At 60.3% G+C, this 18,700-nt stretch carries 14 protein-coding genes and 4 pseudogenes; 12 read left to right on the top strand and 6 right to left on the bottom strand.

Annotation, left to right across the window (positions count from 1 at the left end; translation table 11 throughout):
* Nucleotides 1-93: 93 nt before the first annotated feature.
* Together GJB56_RS09420 and GJB56_RS09425 are read right to left on the bottom strand one after the other, a co-directional pair.
* Nucleotides 94-1,662, bottom strand: coding sequence for a pyridoxal phosphate-dependent decarboxylase family protein (locus GJB56_RS09420; RefSeq protein WP_195849593.1), 1,569 nt, complete (start codon nucleotides 1,660-1,662; stop codon nucleotides 94-96).
* On the bottom strand, nucleotides 1,659-3,056 hold the full coding sequence (locus tag GJB56_RS09425; protein ID WP_020969800.1) for an MFS transporter: 1,398 nt from the start codon (nucleotides 3,054-3,056) through the stop codon (nucleotides 1,659-1,661). The genes GJB56_RS09420 and GJB56_RS09425 overlap by 4 nt, the downstream gene beginning before the upstream one ends.
* Nucleotides 3,057-3,179: 123 nt before the next feature.
* Between GJB56_RS09425 and GJB56_RS09430 the strand changes: the two genes are divergently transcribed.
* The 3 genes and pseudogenes from GJB56_RS09430 to GJB56_RS32060 all read left to right on the top strand — a co-directional run.
* Nucleotides 3,180-3,833 carry a GNAT family N-acetyltransferase gene (locus tag GJB56_RS09430; RefSeq protein WP_020908014.1) on the top strand — a complete coding sequence of 218 codons (654 nt, stop codon included), beginning with the start codon at nucleotides 3,180-3,182 and terminating at the stop codon, nucleotides 3,831-3,833.
* Nucleotides 3,834-3,894: 61 nt separating this feature from the next.
* Nucleotides 3,895-4,230: pseudogene (locus GJB56_RS09435) on the top strand (DUF4287 domain-containing protein); the annotation flags it as partial.
* Nucleotides 4,196-4,396: pseudogene (locus GJB56_RS32060) on the top strand (hypothetical protein); the annotation flags it as partial. The pseudogenes GJB56_RS09435 and GJB56_RS32060, both read left to right, overlap by 35 nt.
* 147 nt (nucleotides 4,397-4,543) lie before the next feature.
* Here GJB56_RS32060 and GJB56_RS09445 read toward each other — a convergent pair.
* Both GJB56_RS09445 and GJB56_RS09450 read right to left on the bottom strand, forming a co-directional pair.
* Nucleotides 4,544-5,276, bottom strand: a pseudogene (locus GJB56_RS09445) (IS6 family transposase).
* A gap of 339 nt (nucleotides 5,277-5,615) precedes the next feature.
* A complete protein-coding gene (locus tag GJB56_RS09450) occupies nucleotides 5,616-6,011 on the bottom strand; it encodes an AMIN-like domain-containing (lipo)protein (protein WP_113684130.1) in 396 nt (131 codons plus the stop codon).
* Nucleotides 6,012-6,432: 421 nt separating this feature from the next.
* Between GJB56_RS09450 and GJB56_RS32065 the strand changes: the two genes are divergently transcribed.
* Nucleotides 6,433-6,735, top strand: a complete 303-nt coding sequence (locus GJB56_RS32065; RefSeq protein WP_378668758.1) for a peptidase inhibitor family I36 protein — start codon at nucleotides 6,433-6,435, stop codon at nucleotides 6,733-6,735.
* Between the two features lie 1,509 nt (nucleotides 6,736-8,244).
* Here GJB56_RS32065 and GJB56_RS09460 read toward each other — a convergent pair.
* Complete coding sequence (locus tag GJB56_RS09460) at nucleotides 8,245-8,853, bottom strand: TetR/AcrR family transcriptional regulator (RefSeq protein ID WP_113684132.1); 609 nt, start codon at nucleotides 8,851-8,853, stop codon at nucleotides 8,245-8,247.
* Nucleotides 8,854-8,968: 115 nt separating this feature from the next.
* Here GJB56_RS09460 and GJB56_RS09465 point away from each other — a divergent pair, with 115 nt between their 5' ends.
* The 8 genes from GJB56_RS09465 to GJB56_RS09500 all read left to right on the top strand — a co-directional run bounded on the left by GJB56_RS09465 (nucleotide 8,969) and on the right by GJB56_RS09500 (nucleotide 17,266).
* On the top strand, nucleotides 8,969-10,525 hold the full coding sequence (locus GJB56_RS09465) for an AMP-binding protein (RefSeq protein ID WP_113684133.1): 1,557 nt from the start codon (nucleotides 8,969-8,971) through the stop codon (nucleotides 10,523-10,525).
* Between the two features lie 12 nt (nucleotides 10,526-10,537).
* Nucleotides 10,538-11,728, top strand: a complete 1,191-nt coding sequence (locus GJB56_RS09470; protein ID WP_113684134.1) for an acyl-CoA dehydrogenase family protein — start codon at nucleotides 10,538-10,540, stop codon at nucleotides 11,726-11,728.
* Nucleotides 11,729-11,828: 100 nt separating this feature from the next.
* A complete protein-coding gene (locus GJB56_RS09475) occupies nucleotides 11,829-12,158 on the top strand; it encodes a YidH family protein (protein WP_230091163.1) in 330 nt (109 codons plus the stop codon).
* On the top strand, nucleotides 12,155-12,466 hold the full coding sequence (locus GJB56_RS09480) for a DUF202 domain-containing protein (RefSeq protein ID WP_113684136.1): 312 nt from the start codon (nucleotides 12,155-12,157) through the stop codon (nucleotides 12,464-12,466). The genes GJB56_RS09475 and GJB56_RS09480 overlap by 4 nt, the downstream gene beginning before the upstream one ends.
* Nucleotides 12,467-12,636: 170 nt before the next feature.
* A complete protein-coding gene (locus GJB56_RS09485) occupies nucleotides 12,637-13,962 on the top strand; it encodes an MFS transporter (RefSeq protein ID WP_113684137.1) in 1,326 nt (441 codons plus the stop codon).
* A 52-nt stretch (nucleotides 13,963-14,014) separates the two neighbouring features.
* Nucleotides 14,015-15,247 (top strand): serine hydrolase domain-containing protein, encoded by a 1,233-nt coding sequence (locus tag GJB56_RS09490; protein WP_113684138.1) that lies wholly within the window; start codon nucleotides 14,015-14,017, stop codon nucleotides 15,245-15,247.
* 199 nt (nucleotides 15,248-15,446) lie between these two features.
* Nucleotides 15,447-16,181, top strand: coding sequence for an SDR family NAD(P)-dependent oxidoreductase (locus GJB56_RS09495; protein ID WP_195849594.1), 735 nt, complete (start codon nucleotides 15,447-15,449; stop codon nucleotides 16,179-16,181).
* A gap of 728 nt (nucleotides 16,182-16,909) precedes the next feature.
* Nucleotides 16,910-17,266, top strand: a complete 357-nt coding sequence (locus tag GJB56_RS09500) for a hypothetical protein (RefSeq protein ID WP_113684141.1) — start codon at nucleotides 16,910-16,912, stop codon at nucleotides 17,264-17,266.
* Between the two features lie 669 nt (nucleotides 17,267-17,935).
* Here GJB56_RS09500 and GJB56_RS09505 read toward each other — a convergent pair.
* Nucleotides 17,936-18,280: pseudogene (locus tag GJB56_RS09505) on the bottom strand (diiron oxygenase); the annotation flags it as partial.
* Nucleotides 18,281-18,700 lie beyond the last annotated feature (420 nt).

Genomic DNA, 18,700 nt, shown 5'->3' on the forward strand with positions numbered 1-18,700 from the left:
CGATTCGCGAATCTTTCGCGCCATTTGTCCGAGTTTTGGGCAGTGTTCACAGCAGTTTCGGTATTCATCGAGGTTTCGGTATTCATAGCGGTGTCAGGGCTCCACCAGCCCGGCGAGGAATTCCACCAGCAGTCTCTTAGTCACCTCACGTGGCAGCGATTCCACTGCCGCGAGGACGGCCGCCATGTCCAAGGGAGAATCAGCAGAACCCCGAGGATCCAGCCCCGCCGACCTCAAAGCTGCCGCGACAGCGTCACTTGGCAACGCAAGAACATCGGCGACGGTGACATCGCCACGTTCGAATGCTCCGGCCAACTCTGCCAGTGCCGGCGGCGCCTCGGCTGCCGCCAAGCCGCGAACGTCGTCGGCACCGAGGACGAGCGCATTGGTCAACTCGCCGAGCACCGACTCGGTCACCGGGGTGACGGTGAGGTGGGTTGTTCGAGGCAATACAGTTCCGTCAGGTTGCGTCGACGCCGGCTGCCCTTGAAGGACGAAGCCGCGGGCACCGACAGCGCTTACCCAGCGATGCGGATCGACTCGACGTTCGAGGGGCACCGAACCATCGGTGGCGACCGCGAACAGCGGCCCCACCGGCGAGCCCACGACGCGAAGCCCGTCGATGCTCTGGACCGTCTCGATCAGCGCACGGGTGGCCCGCTGCGCCCGGGACACCAGTTCGGCGTACCCGGATTGCCCGAGAACTTGCGAAATCGCCCACGCTCCGGCCAGTGCAGCAACGGATTTGGAACCGAGAAGAGTGGGATTGACCACCGGATACCCCGGCCAGTCCGTGAGCCCGAAATACTGCTTGCGATGCAGGTCACGCCCTCGGTGCAGCAAGACCGAGACGCCCTTGGGCGAGTATCCGTACTTGTGGAAGTCGACCGACATGCTGGTGACACCGGGCACCTGGAAATCCCAGGGCGGCAGATCACCCCACCACGGCAACGCAAGCCCACCGATGCAGGCGTCGACATGTAGTGGAATCGAATGTGCACGAGCAACTTCCGCGACGTCGGCGATCGGGTCGAGCGCCGCGAACGGGTAGTTGGGCGCCGAGAGGACGATCAGAACCGTGTCCTTCCGAACTGCCGTCGCAATATCTTGTGCGCCCACGCGCCCCGACGTGGAATCTACGGGTACCAGGATGAGTTCCAGTCCGAGTAGGTGCGCTGCCTTGTGGAAAGCGGCGTGCGCGGTGGTCGGAAGAACCAGCGAACCCTCACCCGGCGGGAGCCCGCGGAAGTCGCGAGCTGCCTTGACGGCCAACACACAACTCTCCGTTCCGCCGCTGGTGACATTTCCGACGACTACGCCTCCGGCGCCTGTGTCTGTATCTGTATCTGCGGCTGGGTCTGAAGCTCCATGGAGGAACTCGCGAGCGAACGCAACCAACTCACGCTCCATCACCGCCGTGGAGGGAAACACCGTCGGGTCGAGACCGTTGACCGGCTGAACCAATCGAGCTGCGTCCGCTGCCAACTCGTCGAGGGCCGCGAGGCCACTGTCGTACACGTACGACAGAACCCGGCCTCCGTGCGTCGGAGCGTCCTGCTCACGAAGCAAACGCAGCCGAGTCAAGATGTCGGCCGCCCTCTTCTCGAGGTTTGCGCTCTCGACGATCTTGCCCTGAAGTTCCTCGGCCTGAGTGGAACTCATCGTTCACCTACGTTCTCGTGAGTGGATTCTTGTTCGGTGCGGTAATTCCGCAATACGACCAGGCTGATCGCAACCAGGATCGCCGGGACGACCGAGAAGCCAAGGGCTATCCCGGTCAGCGCTGATTCCGGTTGCACGACAGTCTCGCCCGCAGTTTTCGAAACGAAGCCGGTCACCGCGAGTACACCCAAGAACACCGCGGGCCCCAGAGCAAGGCCTGCGGTTTCCGAGGCTGTCCAGATACCACTGAGCGAACCACCACGTTGGCGTCCACCGATTCGCGCGTCGTCCTCGATGACGTCAGGAAGCATCGCCAACGGGAACACCTGCATGCCGGCATATCCGACGCCGGCAAGGGCGACGGCACCGTAGATCCACGAACCGGCGTTGACAGCCGCAAGGGTCAACAACGCCGTCGCGACGACAAACAGAACCGAGGACACGACGTAGCCGCGAAGCTTTCCGTACCGATGCGAGAACCGGTACCACAGCGGCATGACGACGAGAGCTGGTCCGACGAGTGCAACGAACAGACCGGTGAGCGCGCCTTCGCTGCCCATCACATAGGTCGCCAGATATTGCGCACCCGCCAACATCACAGCGGTGGCAAGTGCTTGGAGCACGAAGACGATGACCAGCAATCGGAACGCGCGGGTACGTCGTATCGCGTCGAACCCGTCCCGGTACTGCGAGAGCAACGAGCCGACCGGCGCGTCCGCGTGAGTCACCGTGTGGCGCGCCGCTCCGCGAACTGCCCAGATCATTGCCCCACACATCAGCGCCGACACCCCGATGGCCATGACCAGATAACCGCGTGCTCCGCCCCCGGCAGCGTCGCGAAGTTCCGGTCCACCAGCGCCGATGACCAGAATTGTCAGGGCCAACACCGCAATTCGAACCGATACCAAACGAGTGCGTTCGTGGTAATCGCCGGTCAACTCGGTCGGCAACGCGATATATGGAACCTGAAAGAGGCTGTACGCACTCGCCGCGAGCAGGAAGAAGACGAGCACCCACAACGCCCCGACTCCGGGGCCCGCAGACACGGGGGCTGAGAACGTGAGAATGAAGAGCAACGGCAGTCCCAGAGCGCCTGCGAGCATGAGTGGCACTCGCGTACCAGTTCGATGAGAGCTTCGATCGCTGATCGACCCGATCAGCGGATCGATCAGAACGTCGGCGATTTTCGGGACAATGACCACAAGCGACGCGAGCGCCGCGGCCACGCCGAGCGTATCGGTCAGGTAGTACGCCAGTACCAGACCTGGAAGCACGCCGAATCCACCCGTGCCGACACTTCCCGCTGCGTATCCGGCCACCACGCCGCGCGAAAGCCTGTCAGGCGATCTACCTTCACGAAGACGTACCGGTTTGTCTGTAGTCACCGTCCACACACTAATGTCACGACTCCGTACCGCGAGGGCAAAAGAATCTCGATGACCAGAAGTCGCTCACTCGGACGGGCCGGGCATGCCAGACTGTGAACCGATTCGTACACGAACGAAAGCCTGAAGACGATGGTTGGTCCACTGACAGAGATCTGGCCTCCGTACGGAGTCACGATCACGTGTGGGCCCGTCACCTTGGTCCCTGTGCGCGACGACCATTTCCCCGAACTCGCTGCGCTGGTCCGAGCCGGCATTCACCCTGCCGAACAGATGCCGTTTCTCGTCCCCTGGACGGTGGGCACTCCCACCGAAGTGTCGCGAAGATTCATCCAATACCACTGGTCGGTCCGCGGAGCGATGACCACGGCCGACTGGAAATTCGAAACAGCCATTGTCGTCGACGGAGAAATTGTCGGCTGCCAGGCGTTCGCCGCGACGGACTTTCCCAAAAGTCGTACCGGTGAAACCGGCTCGTGGATCGGGCGCGGGTTCCAAGGCCGGGGCATCGGCACTCTTGCCCGACAGGCAATCTGCGCATTCGCATTCGACTCTTTGGGCGCACGCAGCGTCGTGTCGTCGGCGTTCACGGACAACCCCGCCTCGATCACGGTGTCGACCAAAGTCGGGTACCGCGCCGACGGCACAGTAGAGGAGTTGGCTGCCGACGGCCGAATGACCGTGCGTCGACTCTTCACCCTCAGGCGCGAAGATTTTGTCGCACCGCCGTACCCCGTCGAAGTGACCGGCGCAGACGCGCTCAGGGCGATGCTGGGCATCGACTGAGCGAGCTACCCGTGCACACAGCGGCAACCGGTAGAACAGACACATGGAACCCTCCGACATGATGGCCGCAGTCACCTCGTCCACGCGCGACCGTACCGGACGCACTCTCGAAGAATGGGTTGAGGCTGTACGCACGTCGGGGGTCGACCCGCTCGATCAGAACGAAGTCCGCAAGTGGCTGAAAGCAGAGCACGGTGTACCGCAGAACTCGCAGTGGGCAATTGCATTCGAGACTGCCAAACAGTCCGGATGGGTGGAGCCGACCGTCGAGCAATACATCGACCAGCAGTACCGCGGCCCGAAGGCAGCACTGCGACCCATCTTCGATGCAGCCCGACGTCTGATCGAAGAGCTCGGAACCGATGTTCGAGTCGAAGGCCGCGGAACATACACGCCCTTTGTTCGCGCTCGCCAATTTGCTGCCATTAGCTTTTCTGGTGGTCACCGAGAACGAAGTGATCCTGATCGACGGCTGCGTCGGATCCGGAAAACCCCGCAACCGCAGCCAATTCGACCATCTGGACCCCTCTTGGTTCACAGAATTCACCAACACCGGCTTCACCCCGGATGACGTCTCCACCGTCGTCCTCTCACACCTGCACGTCGATCACGTCAGATGGGCCACCCAGCGCGGCTTTGTCAACTTAACTGAACGCGACTGGGGATCAACAGCCTTCAGCCAAGCTGTATTCTGTTGGTGGGAACCCGGTTCAAACGACCGGTACATTTGTGACGTCGTCCCAGGTGGCGAATCGGGTGGTCATCTCGGAGCGGTAATCGCTCGCGGTGAGCTTGTGTCGGCCGGGCCGGAAGTGCGGCGAGATCGCGCTGAATACCGCCAGAAACCGTTGAGCCGCACCGGATGAGCGGAAGCCCGTCATCGCGTGTTCTCGCTGTCTGGTGGGTTGGTGCGAGTTCTCGTCCCGGTTGTTGAGGTACTTCGAGCGCCGATGTTCCACCGATGGCATCAACTCCCGGTGCGCCACAACGTAGCTGGCGAGCTTATCGGTCACCAGTACCCTCGGTACCCGCCCCTGCTTGCGCATCAGCTTGCCGAAGAAGCGTTTCGCAGCCTTCGCGTTGCGTCGTGACTGAACCAGGACGTCGAGGACATTGCCGCTCTGATCGACCGCCCGCCACAGTTACTTCCGGATACCGCCGATCTTGACGAACACCTCATCCAGGAACCATTTATCGCCGGGTTCGGGAGCACGTCGGCGCAGGCCACGCAGCATATTCGGGCCCGAACTTCGCGCACCATGTACGGATCGTCTCGTGCGAGACCACGATGCCGCGGGCGAGCATCAACTCCTCGACGTCTCGCAAGCTCAAGGTGAACCGGTAGTACAGCCACACGCAGTGGGCGACGATCGCCGCGGGATAGCGGTGTCGTTTGTACGGCGACCGCGTCGAATCCACCCGTGTCTCGTCCCCAAAGCTCATTCGACGATCATCCCTGACTGACGGCCCAGTTAAGTTGACAATGCCCGAGAGACGGCGACAAGCCAATGCGTCATCCGTCCGATCCTGCTTGCCTGCAACGATTACGAACTGTGTCCTACCACCGAAAATTGATTGCCGTGCCGAGACCTCATCTCCTCGACGAGGATGTCGATCGAGGCCATTCTCCGACGACGAAGCGGGTAGATATGCATGCACAGTTTCGCGCTCGAACACTTTCCACGGCAACCAGTCGCAGAGTTCCAGTCCCCGGTTAGGGACTCCTCAGTCCTTCGATCCACCGATTTCCACTGATCTCAGCTCAGGATATTATGTTCCATATCAATGTGTTTCGTCGACCAAAGCCACGACCAACTGGGCGCCATCCGAGGTTGTCCGCTCGCTCACGTCGACACGAGTCACGCTGGTGCGTACTCCGATAAATGATTGAGAAACCCTGTCGAATTGAGGCATCTCGATCACCTCGACAACATTGCCGACGGCGTTAGCGGCGTGTCGCTGCAGATCACCATCAGCAGGACCCGAAACCTTCACTTCGGCCAAATCAACTTGAATGATGGCGTTTCCAGAGACTGACTGCGCCCCTCGTCCGCCGTATGCAATCGCCTCGGAAACAGGGCGCAGGGACCAGGCGATGCGGCCAGCACCTTGAAACTGATAGATAACCTCCTCGCCGACCTCCGATTGGTTGAGATCGATCGACGTCAGTGTCAGCAATGAAGTGTCATCGGGACCGTTCGTGGGCGGGGCGGGAATGGGTTCCCAGCAACCAACGCCCCTGCTTGCGGCACACCGGCACAACACCCCAGCGAATCCGATGCAGTCGAGGAAGCCGAGGAGATCGGCGGAACTGAAGGTTCACCGCACGACGACAACGCAATGACGGCAACGAAACATCCGGTGTACTTACCAAGCTTCGTACTCGAACGCTATATCAAATTCTCAAACAGATCATCGCCCCAATCCCGTTGGCGCGTCTTCTGTTAACCCTGACGGTCATCGAGGCGCATATTCAACGATACTTGCCCCAAATACAAAACAGGACAGTTTGCTTTGCGTAAATCGTCCAAATCACACCGAAGGTGGAAACATGAGAACAGCGATGCGGTACCTCACAATGACGGCCCTAGCTGCCGCCATGACTATCGGATGGAATGCCCCCGCAGCATCAGCTGCCCCAACCTGTGGCGGAAACACAGTCTGCACGTGGTCGGGCACGAACTACACAGGCTCGTACCGAATGTTCAACCCCAATCCGAACGCCTTCTGCGGAACCACCGTGATCTCCGTCAGCTCCGCAGTCAACGGGTCTGGCAAAGCAATGGATTTCTGGTCGGGACCCAACTGCACCGGGGGGCACACAACCGTCTGGCCAGGCGGGACCAATCCTAACCTAGGGTTCTCCGCCCAATCGGTAGGATGGTGCTCCGTTTGCCGATAAATACAGGGGCACAACATATTTACGTCACCCAAGTGTAACCAAGACATCCCCGCCGTGCGACACACATTCGTCGATGACCGCCGAGGCGTCAATAGAAATGCAACTACTGAGATCATCGGACGGGTCAGCTGCGTGACCCATGCCAGCGCGGCAAGTTTGCGAACATGACGAAGCGACTAGTGCCGGACCACACCAGCGGCTTCTTTATCTTCTTTGGAAGACTCGTCCATGGTCGACCACAGCGCGGAACCGGCGGACATCCTGCTAGCGCCTTCTGGTCTGTTGCCGTGATGGCAGACCGTGCAGCTGTTCATGAGCTGGTGGTCGACCTCGGGCTCCAGCGGCGGTGGAACTGGTGGTGTCGAGGTTGACTAGTTCCTGCTCCGGCGCGGCAAGTTTTGAAGTTAGCCGAATCTCGATCGATGAATAATTAGGTTGCGATACTTCATGTTTGATCTGAGTGGTCGACAATTTCGCCGGGTCGCCCGATCACACCGATTCGAGTCGATTCATGGGCCAAATACGAACATTCGTGGTTAGACCGTAGAGTCGCCATATCGATTTCGCTGGGCGGGGTTTGCGCGACACCGCCGGCACATAGGGTCGAGGCAGCGCGCGGGTACTTGACGAGTGCTGAGCCCCACCTCTTTTACCGTTTGCGGCCCACCCGCTTTACAGCCGCCACGATTTCGGGCGAGCATCCCCGATACCGGATCTCGTCGAAACTCCACATGCGGCAGGGAGGATCAAGGCAAAAACCGCACCGGCACAACACGCTTAACGATCGTGTACGTCACTCCATCGTGGACCTGCACTGTCCTGCAGCAAAGGTACCGCGCTGAGATTGTCCAATCCGGCGATGAGGTAACCCGACTCGAATCCAATCGAGTCAGTTGGAGCCCGACCGAAATATATATGCCCCCAGGGAGGCCTTAGGGGGCACACACTTCGAGTGTCGAGTTACAATTCACCTCAGCGGGGCGAAGGTGCAACTGTGACGAGCATGTAGCCGATCACCAAGTAAAGCAGCACCGCCTAGTCGAGCGTCAGGGCCGGTGGCGCTGTTCGCCGGGCATAGTCAAGTTAATTGGAGTGCAACAGCTTTCGAGTCCAGCAGGCCATCACACGGAGCAGCCGTTCAGACAGCGCGGGACTTTTCGGCGACCTGATCCCACACCTGAATAGGAGGGCTCTTTCGGTGCAGTGATCGCTGACGTCATCCGATTACGACGCGGGCGAAAGTGCGGGGAGATGCGCCCGAAAGCGGACAGGAATCGTTGCACACCGGTGCTCACCGACGCAGACCAACTGTGAGCGATCCCCCTGTCATCGCTCGCGACCTGATCAGCGAGGGTTTCGAACGACGATGACGAAAGCTTGCCCCAGTAGAGATTCCCGGCGCAGTTCAGCTTGGGATTCAACACTTTTCGACTGTAGACGCCGCAGGTCGGTGAGCACGCCGAGGCGATTCGCGGTGAGCTCGCCGCCGCAACGCACAGGTGGGAACAGCTATTCGGATTTCAACTCGCCGTCGAAGCCCGAGGACCAGTAGCGTCCTCGCAGCGAAAGTTCGAGCAGCATCTCGGTGACCTCTTCCGGGGTCAGCGGCGGTGGGTCGGATTCGAGCCACCATTGCATGACTGCGATCTGTTCTCCCACCCACGCCCGGGAGAGAACTTCGATGTCGATTCGCGGGGTCACTCCGAGCGCTTCCGCCCGCGCGGAGAATATCTGTACCGCTGCGGCACTGCGGTCCTCGATGAATTTTCGCAGCGCCTTACCGTCCCCCTCCCCGCGCAATATCACGCGGTAGACGTCGCGTTCCTCCGCCGCATGTCGAAACATCTCGAGTACCGGCTTGCCGGTGAAGCCGACCGAGGAGGCGGGTACGAGTGGACCGAGTCGCTCGTGCAGGTCCGCGCTCAAATCGGAAACTACCTGCCCGAGCAGGTCATCCTTGTCGGTGTAGTGGCTGTAGAAGGTTGCCCGACCCAGATCCGCGCGGTCTGTGATGTCCTCGACGGTGATCCCTGCATATCCGCGTTCCAGAACCAGGGACACCAGCGCGTCCCGCAGCAATCGTCGGGTACGCCGAACACGTCTGTCTTCTGGAGGCACTGGCTTCCCTTCCTTCGCAACTGTTGTAGGCAGCATAGTCCAACATTGACAGGGCGATTGAATATAGACACACTGTCCAATAACATTCGTGATGTCGAATTTTATTGGAGAGTTCATGAACCTCGGTACCTATCTCGCCCGAAGCGCCCGTTTCCATCCGGATATCGAAGCCCTTGTCTGCGGCGACGATCGGTGGACATACAGCGAACTCGACACGGCTGCAAACCGTCTCGCGTCCGCTCTCGCACTTGCCGGCGCACGGCCGGGACACATGATCGGCACCTTCGCCGGAAACTGCGGGGAACTCGTCGTGACCGAAATGGCCTTGTGCAAGGGAGGGTTCGTCCGGGTACCGATCAACGCACGACTGGGCACGGACGAACTCGCGCATATCCTCGCCGACGCCGATGTCCGTGTTCTGTTCGTCGACGCCGCCCACGCCGGTATGGCACTGAAAGTCGTCGCCGACGCCGGGCTGAACTGCCAGGTGTTTGACTACAGCACTTCGACTCCCGGCGCGGACAGCTATCACGGACTGCTGGCTACGGGCAGCGAAGACAACGTCGAGATGGACGTCGACATCGACGCCCCAGCAGTTCTCAACTACACCTCCGGGTCCACCGGAAAGCTCAAAGCTGCGATCCAGAGTCAGGGCAACCGCTTGGCCAATCTGCGCAAGCGATTGATGAGTCCTGAAGGCGCCCCGTCAGTGGGCGATCGCTACCTCGCCCCCGGCCCGATCACACACGCATCCGGGATGGTGATGCTCGGAATGTTTGCACGAGGTGCAACCGTCGTGGTTCTTCGGTCCTGGAATACCGAGTCCTTCTTGCGGACCATCGAACGCGAGCGCATCAGCACCACATTGGTAGTCCCGACGATGCTCAACCTGCTGATGGATCATCCGTCGGTTACCGGTATCGATTTGAGTTCGCTGCGCTGCATCGGGGTGGGCGGCGCACCCGTCTCTCCGCAACGACTGCGTGACGCGGTGAAACTGTTCGGTCCCATCGTCATTCAGGGCTACGGACTCGGCGAAACAACGAGCGTCGTCACTGTTTTGACTGCCGACGACATTGTGCGCGGCATCGATTCCGACCCCGACCTTCTTCTCTCGTGCGGACGACCTGCCTACGACACCGATGTCCGCGTGGTCGACGACAACGGTGAACAGGTCGCGGCGGGCATGATCGGCGAGATCGTCGTCAGAGGCCCGGACTGCGTACGTGAGTACTTCCGCGAACCCGAGCTGTCCGCCGAGACGTTCCGGAACGGCTGGGTTCACACGGGCGACGTGGGCTACTTCCGTAAGGACGGCTACCTCTTCATCGTCGACCGCAAGAAGGACATGATCATCTCGGGCGGATTCAACATCTACTGCAGCGAGGTAGAGGCCGCACTCTACGAACATCCGGCCGTTTCCGAAGTCTGCGTCGTCGGAGTCCCCGACCCTAAGTGGGGCGAGGCGGTCAAAGCGATTGTCGTACGTCGGAGTGGAAGTCAGACCACAGCAACTGAATTGATCGACCACTGCGCGACTCGTCTGGCAAGCATGAAGAAGCCACGTTCGGTCGACTTCGCAGATTCGTTGCCTGTCAACCGAAACGGCAAGATCGATCGTCGCGCCGTTCGCGCAACCTATTGGGCCACTGCTGACCGTCACGTCAACTGACAGGAAATAGACATGTCATTCGCTCTCACCCCTACCTACGACGACAATCCCAAACTTCAATCACTCGTCGAGCGTCTGCGCGAGTATCTCGACGGCGAACTCGCCGCGTACGAAGCAGGATTGGGACTCACCCAGGAATCCCACTACACCCGCGAGACGCTCGAGCCAGTATGGAAGCGCAGCCGCGAACTCGGCTTCTACGGCATCCATCTTCCCACCGAACTCGGCGGCCAGAACCTCACCTTTACCGAACTCGCCGCGCTCAAGGAAGAGGTCGGCGCATCGCCGCGGGTCCTCTCTACGTCGGTACTCGGAGACATGGGCGGCCCGCTCCGAGCTGGATCGATCTTCCAATACGCCACCGAACACCAGATGGAAAAGTACTTGCTGCCAGTGCTGCGCGGCGAGAAGGCATGCTGCTTCTCCCTCACCGAGAACGACGCCGGTTCCGACGTTCGCGGCATGCTCACCACCGCAACCCCGGACGGCGCCGGATGGCGCCTGAACGGCCACAAGGTGTTCTCCTCCGCCGGCCCGTTCGCCGATTTCTCGGTCCTGATCGCCAAGATGGCATCCAGCAGCGACGGCGACGGTCCGGATTCGTACTCGGCCTTCCTGGTCGACCTGGACGCTCCTGGCTGCGTCGTGGCCGAAGGTGATGTCCCGATGTCCGGCCAGCACATCGAAGCGGACATCATCCTCGACGACTGCTACGTAGGTCCGGAACAGCTCCTCGGAAATGTCGGCGAGGGCTTGCGGATCGGGCTGGGACGAGTGACGGTCAATCGGCTCCTGCACTGCCCGACCGCGCTCGGCGGAGCCCGCCGAGCGCTGGAATTGTCGTTGGAGTACAGCAAGACTCGCCAGGTGCAGGGCGCTCCTCTTGCGATGTTGCAGTCCATCCAACACAAACTCGCCGACATGGCGACCGATTACTACGCCGCGCGGTCGATGACCTATGACGCACTCGCCGCACTCGACACCGGTGCACGTCCGCGGATCGAAGCCTTCATGTGCAAACTGTTCGTTGCAGAGAAGGCCTTCACCATCGCTGACCATGCAGTTCAGATCCACGGCAAGTCTGGCGTCATACGCGGTTCGGAGATCGAATCGCTGTTTCAACGTCTGCGCATGTTCCGAATCCTCACCGGATCATCAGAGATCCAGAAGAACGGCATCGCCCACCAATTACTCACCACCTGAACATCATTCACCCACATTCGTGTCCAATCCGTGCCCGTCAGGTCGTCTCACGCTCGATGTGACGACCGGGCGGGCACTCGACGTTTCAGAGGCAACCACCGTGATCGAGCACGAACCGGACTACAGATTCAGTCTTGCGAACGAGCGAACATTTCTCGCATGGATCCGAACGGCGTTGGGGTTGCTGGCCGGCGGCGTCGCAGTCGGCCAGTTCTACGTACCCGAAAAGGACGACAACATGCACAGAATGCTCGGAGTCGTGTGCACCGTGGTGGCGTCGGTGATAGCGATCGGCGCGCTCCGGCACTGGAAAGCCACTCAGACCGCGATGCGGCGTGATCATCCCTTACCCAAATCGCCGATGATCCCGCTTCTCGTGGGCGGGGTGTGTCTCGTTGCGGGTCTGAGCGTAGGAATGACCGTGCTGTGACGGACAGCGAGCCTCCTGGATTGCAGCCCGAGCGAACCGTGCTCGCCTGGCGACGCACCGCCCTCACCTCGCTGACGGTCACAGTGATCGCCGGCCGTGAGATCGCTCTGGATCCGTCGATCCCAGGGTGGGCACTCTTCGTCGTACTGATGCTCACGACAACCGGCATCGCGGCGGGCATCGTCGTGCGCCGTCGACGCACCGTGCTCGACGCCGAGGATTCGCGCACGTTCCCCCACCTGCTGCTCTCCGTTGTCGCCATGAGTGTTGCGTTTGCCGGGGGATGCGCGGCGGTGAGCGCCTGGTGAGGAACTTAGTCATTCCTGAATCGACGGCGGGAAGATGCGTCGACCACCTCTAGACATCATGTCTATTTATGTATAGTCTCGCCAATATTAATCTATGTGACTCAGTGCACATCATTCTGCGCGCACGCCGAACTTGCGAATAGGCAGCGAGCGCATCCTCCGGAGGAACAATGACCACAGAAATTGCGTCGCCTACCCAGTTTCAGCGCGGTCGGCGAGGAAAGAACCTCGCTCTCCTGACCGGCTCTACGGCAATGGACAACGCCGAGAGCAGCGTGACGTCCGTGATGTTCCCGCTGATGCGCGAGGCAATGGGGCTCTCGTCAGCTGCACTCGGCACGATCGTCGCCGTATCGAAAGCAGTCGGGGTGTTCACCGCAATTCCCTGGGCGTTCCTGGCCCGCCGATATTCTCGCAAGTCGGTACTTGCCGTCTGTTCAGGATTCTGGGGCGCCTGGGTGATCCTGGCCGGCCTGTCCGGCAGCTTCACTCAGTTTCTCGTTCTGTATGCAATCGGTGCTGCAGGTTTCGCCGGAGCCGGCTCGATCGCATTGTCCATACTCGGCGATTTGTACGAAGACGCGCGCCGTGGTCGCGCAACCGGATTGATGTACGGAGGTGTCGCCGTCATCACCGGCGCGACCGCTCCCGTATTCGGACTGTTAGCGCGCTTCGAAGACGGGTGGCGCTACGGCTACATCATCACCGGCGCGATCTGCATCATCATCGGGGTGCTGATCCTGATTTTCCTCGACGATCCTGAATCCTCCGATACACACCCGCAGACGACCAGCGAGGATCTCGAGACCAAAACCCGATTCTGGCGTGAAGGTATACGAGAGCTCCTCGCCATCAAGACATACCGATACATTCTGATCCAACGCATCTTCTCCGGCCAGAACGTCATCATGAGCTTCAGTATCGTCTTTCTCGTCGAGGAGCATGGATTTACTACCACTACGGCATCGATCATCGCCCCGCCCTTCGCAATCGGTTACCTCGTGGGCACTTTCGTCGGAGGGCGAGTCAACGATGCCGTCCATGTCATGCGACCGCGCAGCGGACGCATCCTCATGCTGCAGGCCAGCCAACTCGGATTTGCCCTTGCCGCATTAGTCGCTACACAGATCTCCTGGAACAGCATTGGGGCTTACGCCGTCATGTTCGCGATCGTCGGCGTCCTTCAAGGTCAGGTACCTGTGGTCAACCGGCCGATCATCATGGCGGTGGTCCGCCCGGAACTACGAGCACTCGCCTTCGCAGTATCGCTCTCAACCGTCGAAGCACTCGCGTACGCCGGTTACGCCTTCCTCGTCGGAATCCTCGGTGACAGAATGGGATTGCAGGGTGCGCTCTTCATCGTCACCGTCGTCCTGACGACCCTCAACGGGGTCGCTTCGGGCGCCCTGTATCGGCCGTACGCCCGCGACAGCGTGGCCTTGCTGACCGCAGTCACGTCTCTCCACGACCAGAATGCGCATTCCGAGGTCAGGTGATTTCGCCCCCACCGCACGAAACTCGACAAATCAACTCAGAAGAGGACCTTTGATGACACGAACCATCGCGATGGACGACCTTCGCTGGGCCCGCGGATTCACCGACCCGGCCGACGTACGCCAACAGGCCACGACGATCCGAGAGATGCTACCGACCCGCCGCGTGTGGCGTGGCGACGGACCCACATGGACCCTGCCGACCGACTACACCGACTTGTCCGGCATCCCTCTGAACCTTCCGAATCAACCGGAGCAGTCGTTGTCCGACTTCCTGGCGGGCGCGCACAGCGACGGCATCGCCGTCGTGCATCGCGGCCGCCTCGTGTACGAGAGCTACCTGCACGGATGCAAAGCCCATGAACCGCACCTGAATGCTTCGATGGCGAAGTCCTACGTTGGTTTGATGGCCGCACTCGTCGAAGCACAAGGACTGTTCAGCCGCGACGACGTTGCATCGAAGTTCATTCCCGAGTTGACAGGAACTGCGTTCGGAGACAGCAAGATTCAAGACCTGTTACACATGGGCACCGATGTGACCTACAGTGACCGAAAGTTCTATCGCACCGTCGAAGCCAGCCGATTCTGGGCCGTTGTCGCCCCGAACCTGCGCCCTGCGAATTATCGCGGCCCGGAGACCATCCTCGAGCACCTCGCCACCGCACGAACCGCAGGCCCGACAGGCACCGAATTCCGCTATGAGAATGGCAATGTCGAGACGGTAGGCGAAGTATTGCGCCGCGTGACCGGGACTTCTCTCGCCGAACTTCTTAGCGAACTGGTCTGGTCTCGGATCGGAGCCGAGGAAGATGCGTTCTACATCGTCGACTCATCCGGAACAGAAATGGCGGCCGGCGGTTTCAGCGCAACCCTTCGAGACGTAGCCAAAGTAGGTGAGATGATCCGCTGTGACGGCGCCGTTAGCGATCGTCAGGTGATCCCACCCAGCATCGCGCGATCCCTGACCGCAGACGTACCCGCAGGTTATCCCTCGGAAGTCAGAAGCCCGCGCGCACCTGTCGACTCTCCCCCGACGATGAGCTACCACGACTACTGGTGGATCCTCAACGACCCGTTCGGATCGTTTATGGCAAGCGGAATCCACGGCCAGAGACTTTTGATCTCGCGCAACCTGGAATTGGTCGTCGCTCATTTCGGAGCCCACATCCTCTCCCCCGCGACAGGCACCCCGGACTTCGTACCCGCGTTCATTCAGGTCGGCACTCACCTGACGTCGAGCCCGCGTGAGCTGGCCCCCTCCAACCAAACTTCGCAGGCCGAAGAGTAGTAGCCCTAACAATGCTCAACCTCACCCGGAGCGGCACGACGAGTTCAGCGCACTGAACATTATTGAGCCGCAACGACTCCGAACATCCCATGCATACCAGAAACAAAGCGCCGGGCGAAAACCTGACCTATTTGGGCGAACGCATATCATTACACGACCCCACACCAAATCACTCATGCAGAATAGAAATGAGCGTGTAATGCACACCCCCCAGATCGGAATCGTCACCGGCGCAGGCTCAGGACTAGGACGGGCCACCGTCACCCAGCTCCGCCAACTCGGCGCAACAGTCGAAGCATGGGACAAGAACGAACACACGCTCGCCACCCTTCCCACCGACGAACACGTGCGCACCCACGTTGTCGACATCACCGACGAATCTCACGTGAGCACCGCCGCTGCCGAAGCAATCTCCCACCACCAGGGAATCGACTTCGTCGTCAACTGCGCCGGCGCCTATCTCTATACCTCCCTCGAAGAAACAACCACCGAACAGATCCGAAAACTCCACGACCTCAACATCATCGGACCCACCCTCGTCGTGCAAGCCTTCCTACCCGCTCTACGCTCATCACGCGGTTCCATCGTCAATGTCGCCAGCACCGTGGCACTCAAACCCACAGCCAGCAACTCGCACTACGCAGCCTCGAAAGCCGCACTTGCCCAACTCACACGATGCTGGGCCCTCGAACTAGGCCCCGACGGCATACGCGTCAACGCCATCGCGCCAGGCCCCATTCGAACATCACTGTTCCGCAACGCCGGCATGACCGAAGCACAAGAGAACGAGCTCCTCGACACCCGAACAGCCACACTCCCACTTCGACGCGCCGGCACCCCCGAAGAAGCCGCGATCTGGATCGCACGCCTAGCCCTCGAAGACAATTGGACCACCGGGGCGATCATCCCCGTCGACGGAGGCATGTCTCTGTGAACACCGCTATCCGGCGCCCTCGGAACAACCAAGCAAACGTACCCAACGGGATGCACGAAACCGAGTGATTCCCCCACCATCATTGGGGCTTCGGGCAGAGGCCCGACCTCAGTGGAGGGGGACTGTCGCTAGGTCTGTGCCTATCGGGCCGCTGGACGGCTTAACCAACTCACCAGGCATTCGGCAACGACCCCAGCCGACGCCGAGATTCAAGTTTGATCGGGGTATACGTCCCGGCCCACAATTCCTCACTCACGCACAATAAGCCGAGCGGCCACGCGAGGCGGCTACCTGCTGTTCGCCGCTGAATAGGCTTCGCCGCCGGCCCCTATTCCAATCCTGCAGTGGTATGGACTTTTGAGAGGCAGCAGTTGGCTCAAACCCCCTATCACCCAACGCAACCGACCACGCGTAGCGGGAGATCGCCAAAAGATCGAACACCGCGACCTTGGGCACAGCTTCGATCGCCCACATGAATTCGTCTTTACCCTCCTCTGTCCATCTGTGACCATGTGGCAAGTGTGCGGGCATTGGACCGGCACGTGCCGTGGCGTTACGGCACGTCAGCGTTACCATGTCCTCGGCGGCGATTGCCGTAACCCGAACATTGTGTGACTGGAAAAGAGGCGACACAGGACGAACCTTTCCCTCGGCAATCAGGACGACCCTCACTGTCGTCGGCATGGGCGGCCCGTAACTGACCATGAAATCGAGGTCAGAATAGACGCGTGACCATGTGGATAATCGCAGCCGTAGTTGAGCTCGCCGCGATCGTTGCCCTCGGCGTCCTCCTCGTCGTGTCGAGAAAGAAGCTCAGGGACACACGGAACGCACTCGAACGAATCCGGAGCGACTCGCCTCGACGTCGATGGCGGGGAATCGCCTCACGGGCGCTGCGTGCCCTCTACCCGCGGGCCCAGGACGACGAACTCCTCAGATGGAAGCTCATTCGCTGCTTCCAAAGCTTCAACAACGAGGCGATCAATACGCTGCTGACCGGCATCGAACACAACGATCCGAACCCCGCGATCCGCCAGGAAGCGCATCGCTCCCTGACTGTCCTAGCCGGTCGATCGAAGATGTGAAGCCCGAACGCACTGACGCGACATAGTCCAGAAACTATCCCGGTTCATTGCCGACCTTTGGAAGTGGCATTGATAGATCGAGAACAAAATTGCCGTGGTATCAGCCTAGGGGCGTGTCAACCACAGGCCCCGGCTCGCTCCGTTTCTGCACAGTACACACGGTCGAATACGAGTTACGTTGCCATGCAAACAATCTAGGATTCAGTGACGCCAGCTCCGCCGAGGTCAGGCCGAAGGGTTCTTCTGCCAAACGGTTGACGAGGAATTTCAGCACAAGGCCGCGGCGATGATGTTCGACGTCGGGGGTTCTGGCACACGTCGTAGGCGTCACGTTGCAGCGCATGGACTTCCCTGCCTCGGGACGATCCTGCGAGCAGAACATACGATCAACGCAACTGCGATACGACGGCATCAACGACCAGTTCCACGATCACTTCGGCGACACGCTCCCCGAAGCGGCGAAGCCCACTTCGACGAATTGCAGTCACTCGACCCTCTCGCCCAAAGATGCGGCTAGCTGAGAGGAGGTTCGCGCCCGAGTGCGACGAAACAAATGTTGGGCAACCGGCCGCCACGCGCCAAAATCGCCACGACGCGACACCTGCTGGTAGACGAGGGAATTAAGGCGATCCTGTAACGCAACCGCCAGGGAGAAGCGCCGCCCCAATGCTAGGCAGCAGCGTTGTGCGAGCTGCGGTGAGGTTCGCTACGGAAGCGCGATGCGCGGCCGTCCATCTTGCAGGCCTTCCACACCAGGCGCGAGGCACGGTTCATCAGGCCGGTGTCGGTGGCCAGCATGCGGACGTCACCGAAGTAGTTGCGCAGGGTCTGGCGCGACTCGGGCAGATCCCAGAACAGGTCCTTCTTCACGGACTTCGGGATGTCGAACTGCTTCCAGAAGGACTTCGGCGGGATGACGATGGCGTCACAGAGAATGCGCATGACGATCGGGAACAGCAGCGAGAGGACGAACCGGTTCGGGCGTGACATCAGCGGGATGCGAATCGAAATCACGACATCCGGATCGATTAAAGCCAGGTTTCGAGCCATCAGCACAGAAACCACCGCAACGAAACCACATTTCACAGGAATTCACTTCCGAACCGCAGGTGAGGAGAATGCACTTACTCCCAAAAGCGTTGAACTGCACCGATACATTCGGACAAATGGAGCAAAACAATTGGTGCAGTGCATGTTACGGCGGTCAGTAGGACACGACAATCATGATGGCGCGGCGCCGGACGCGCGGACGGCAGCCAATTCCGAGAGCGAACGCACACGGAGCCGCCGGAAGTCATCCCGCGCCGAGCCACCTCGAACTCTTGCACGAACCAATGTTCCCATCATGATCGACGAACAACCGTTCCTACAACCACAACGCAATGTCAGTTCGAAAATGGAGTCGCCTCGCGCAGGTTGCCCCGGACACCAGTG

Origin of the sequence: Rhodococcus sp. AQ5-07, assembly GCF_009707305.1 — a bacterium.
In the GTDB taxonomy this organism is placed as follows: Bacteria; Actinomycetota; Actinomycetes; order Mycobacteriales; family Mycobacteriaceae; genus Rhodococcus_F; species Rhodococcus_F erythropolis.

Coding starts and splice junctions, on each gene's coding strand:
- GJB56_RS09420 (WP_195849593.1), bottom strand. CDS start 1,662: ATGAGTTCCACTCAGGCCGAGGAACTTCAGGGCAAGATCGTCGAGAGC.
- GJB56_RS09430 (WP_020908014.1), top strand. CDS start 3,180: ATGGTTGGTCCACTGACAGAGATCTGGCCTCCGTACGGAGTCACGATC.
- GJB56_RS32065 (WP_378668758.1), top strand. CDS start 6,433: ATGACTATCGGATGGAATGCCCCCGCAGCATCAGCTGCCCCAACCTGT.
- GJB56_RS09465 (WP_113684133.1), top strand. CDS start 8,969: ATGAACCTCGGTACCTATCTCGCCCGAAGCGCCCGTTTCCATCCGGAT.
- GJB56_RS09470 (WP_113684134.1), top strand. CDS start 10,538: ATGTCATTCGCTCTCACCCCTACCTACGACGACAATCCCAAACTTCAA.
- GJB56_RS09485 (WP_113684137.1), top strand. CDS start 12,637: ATGACCACAGAAATTGCGTCGCCTACCCAGTTTCAGCGCGGTCGGCGA.
- GJB56_RS09490 (WP_113684138.1), top strand. CDS start 14,015: ATGACACGAACCATCGCGATGGACGACCTTCGCTGGGCCCGCGGATTC.
- GJB56_RS09495 (WP_195849594.1), top strand. CDS start 15,447: ATGCACACCCCCCAGATCGGAATCGTCACCGGCGCAGGCTCAGGACTA.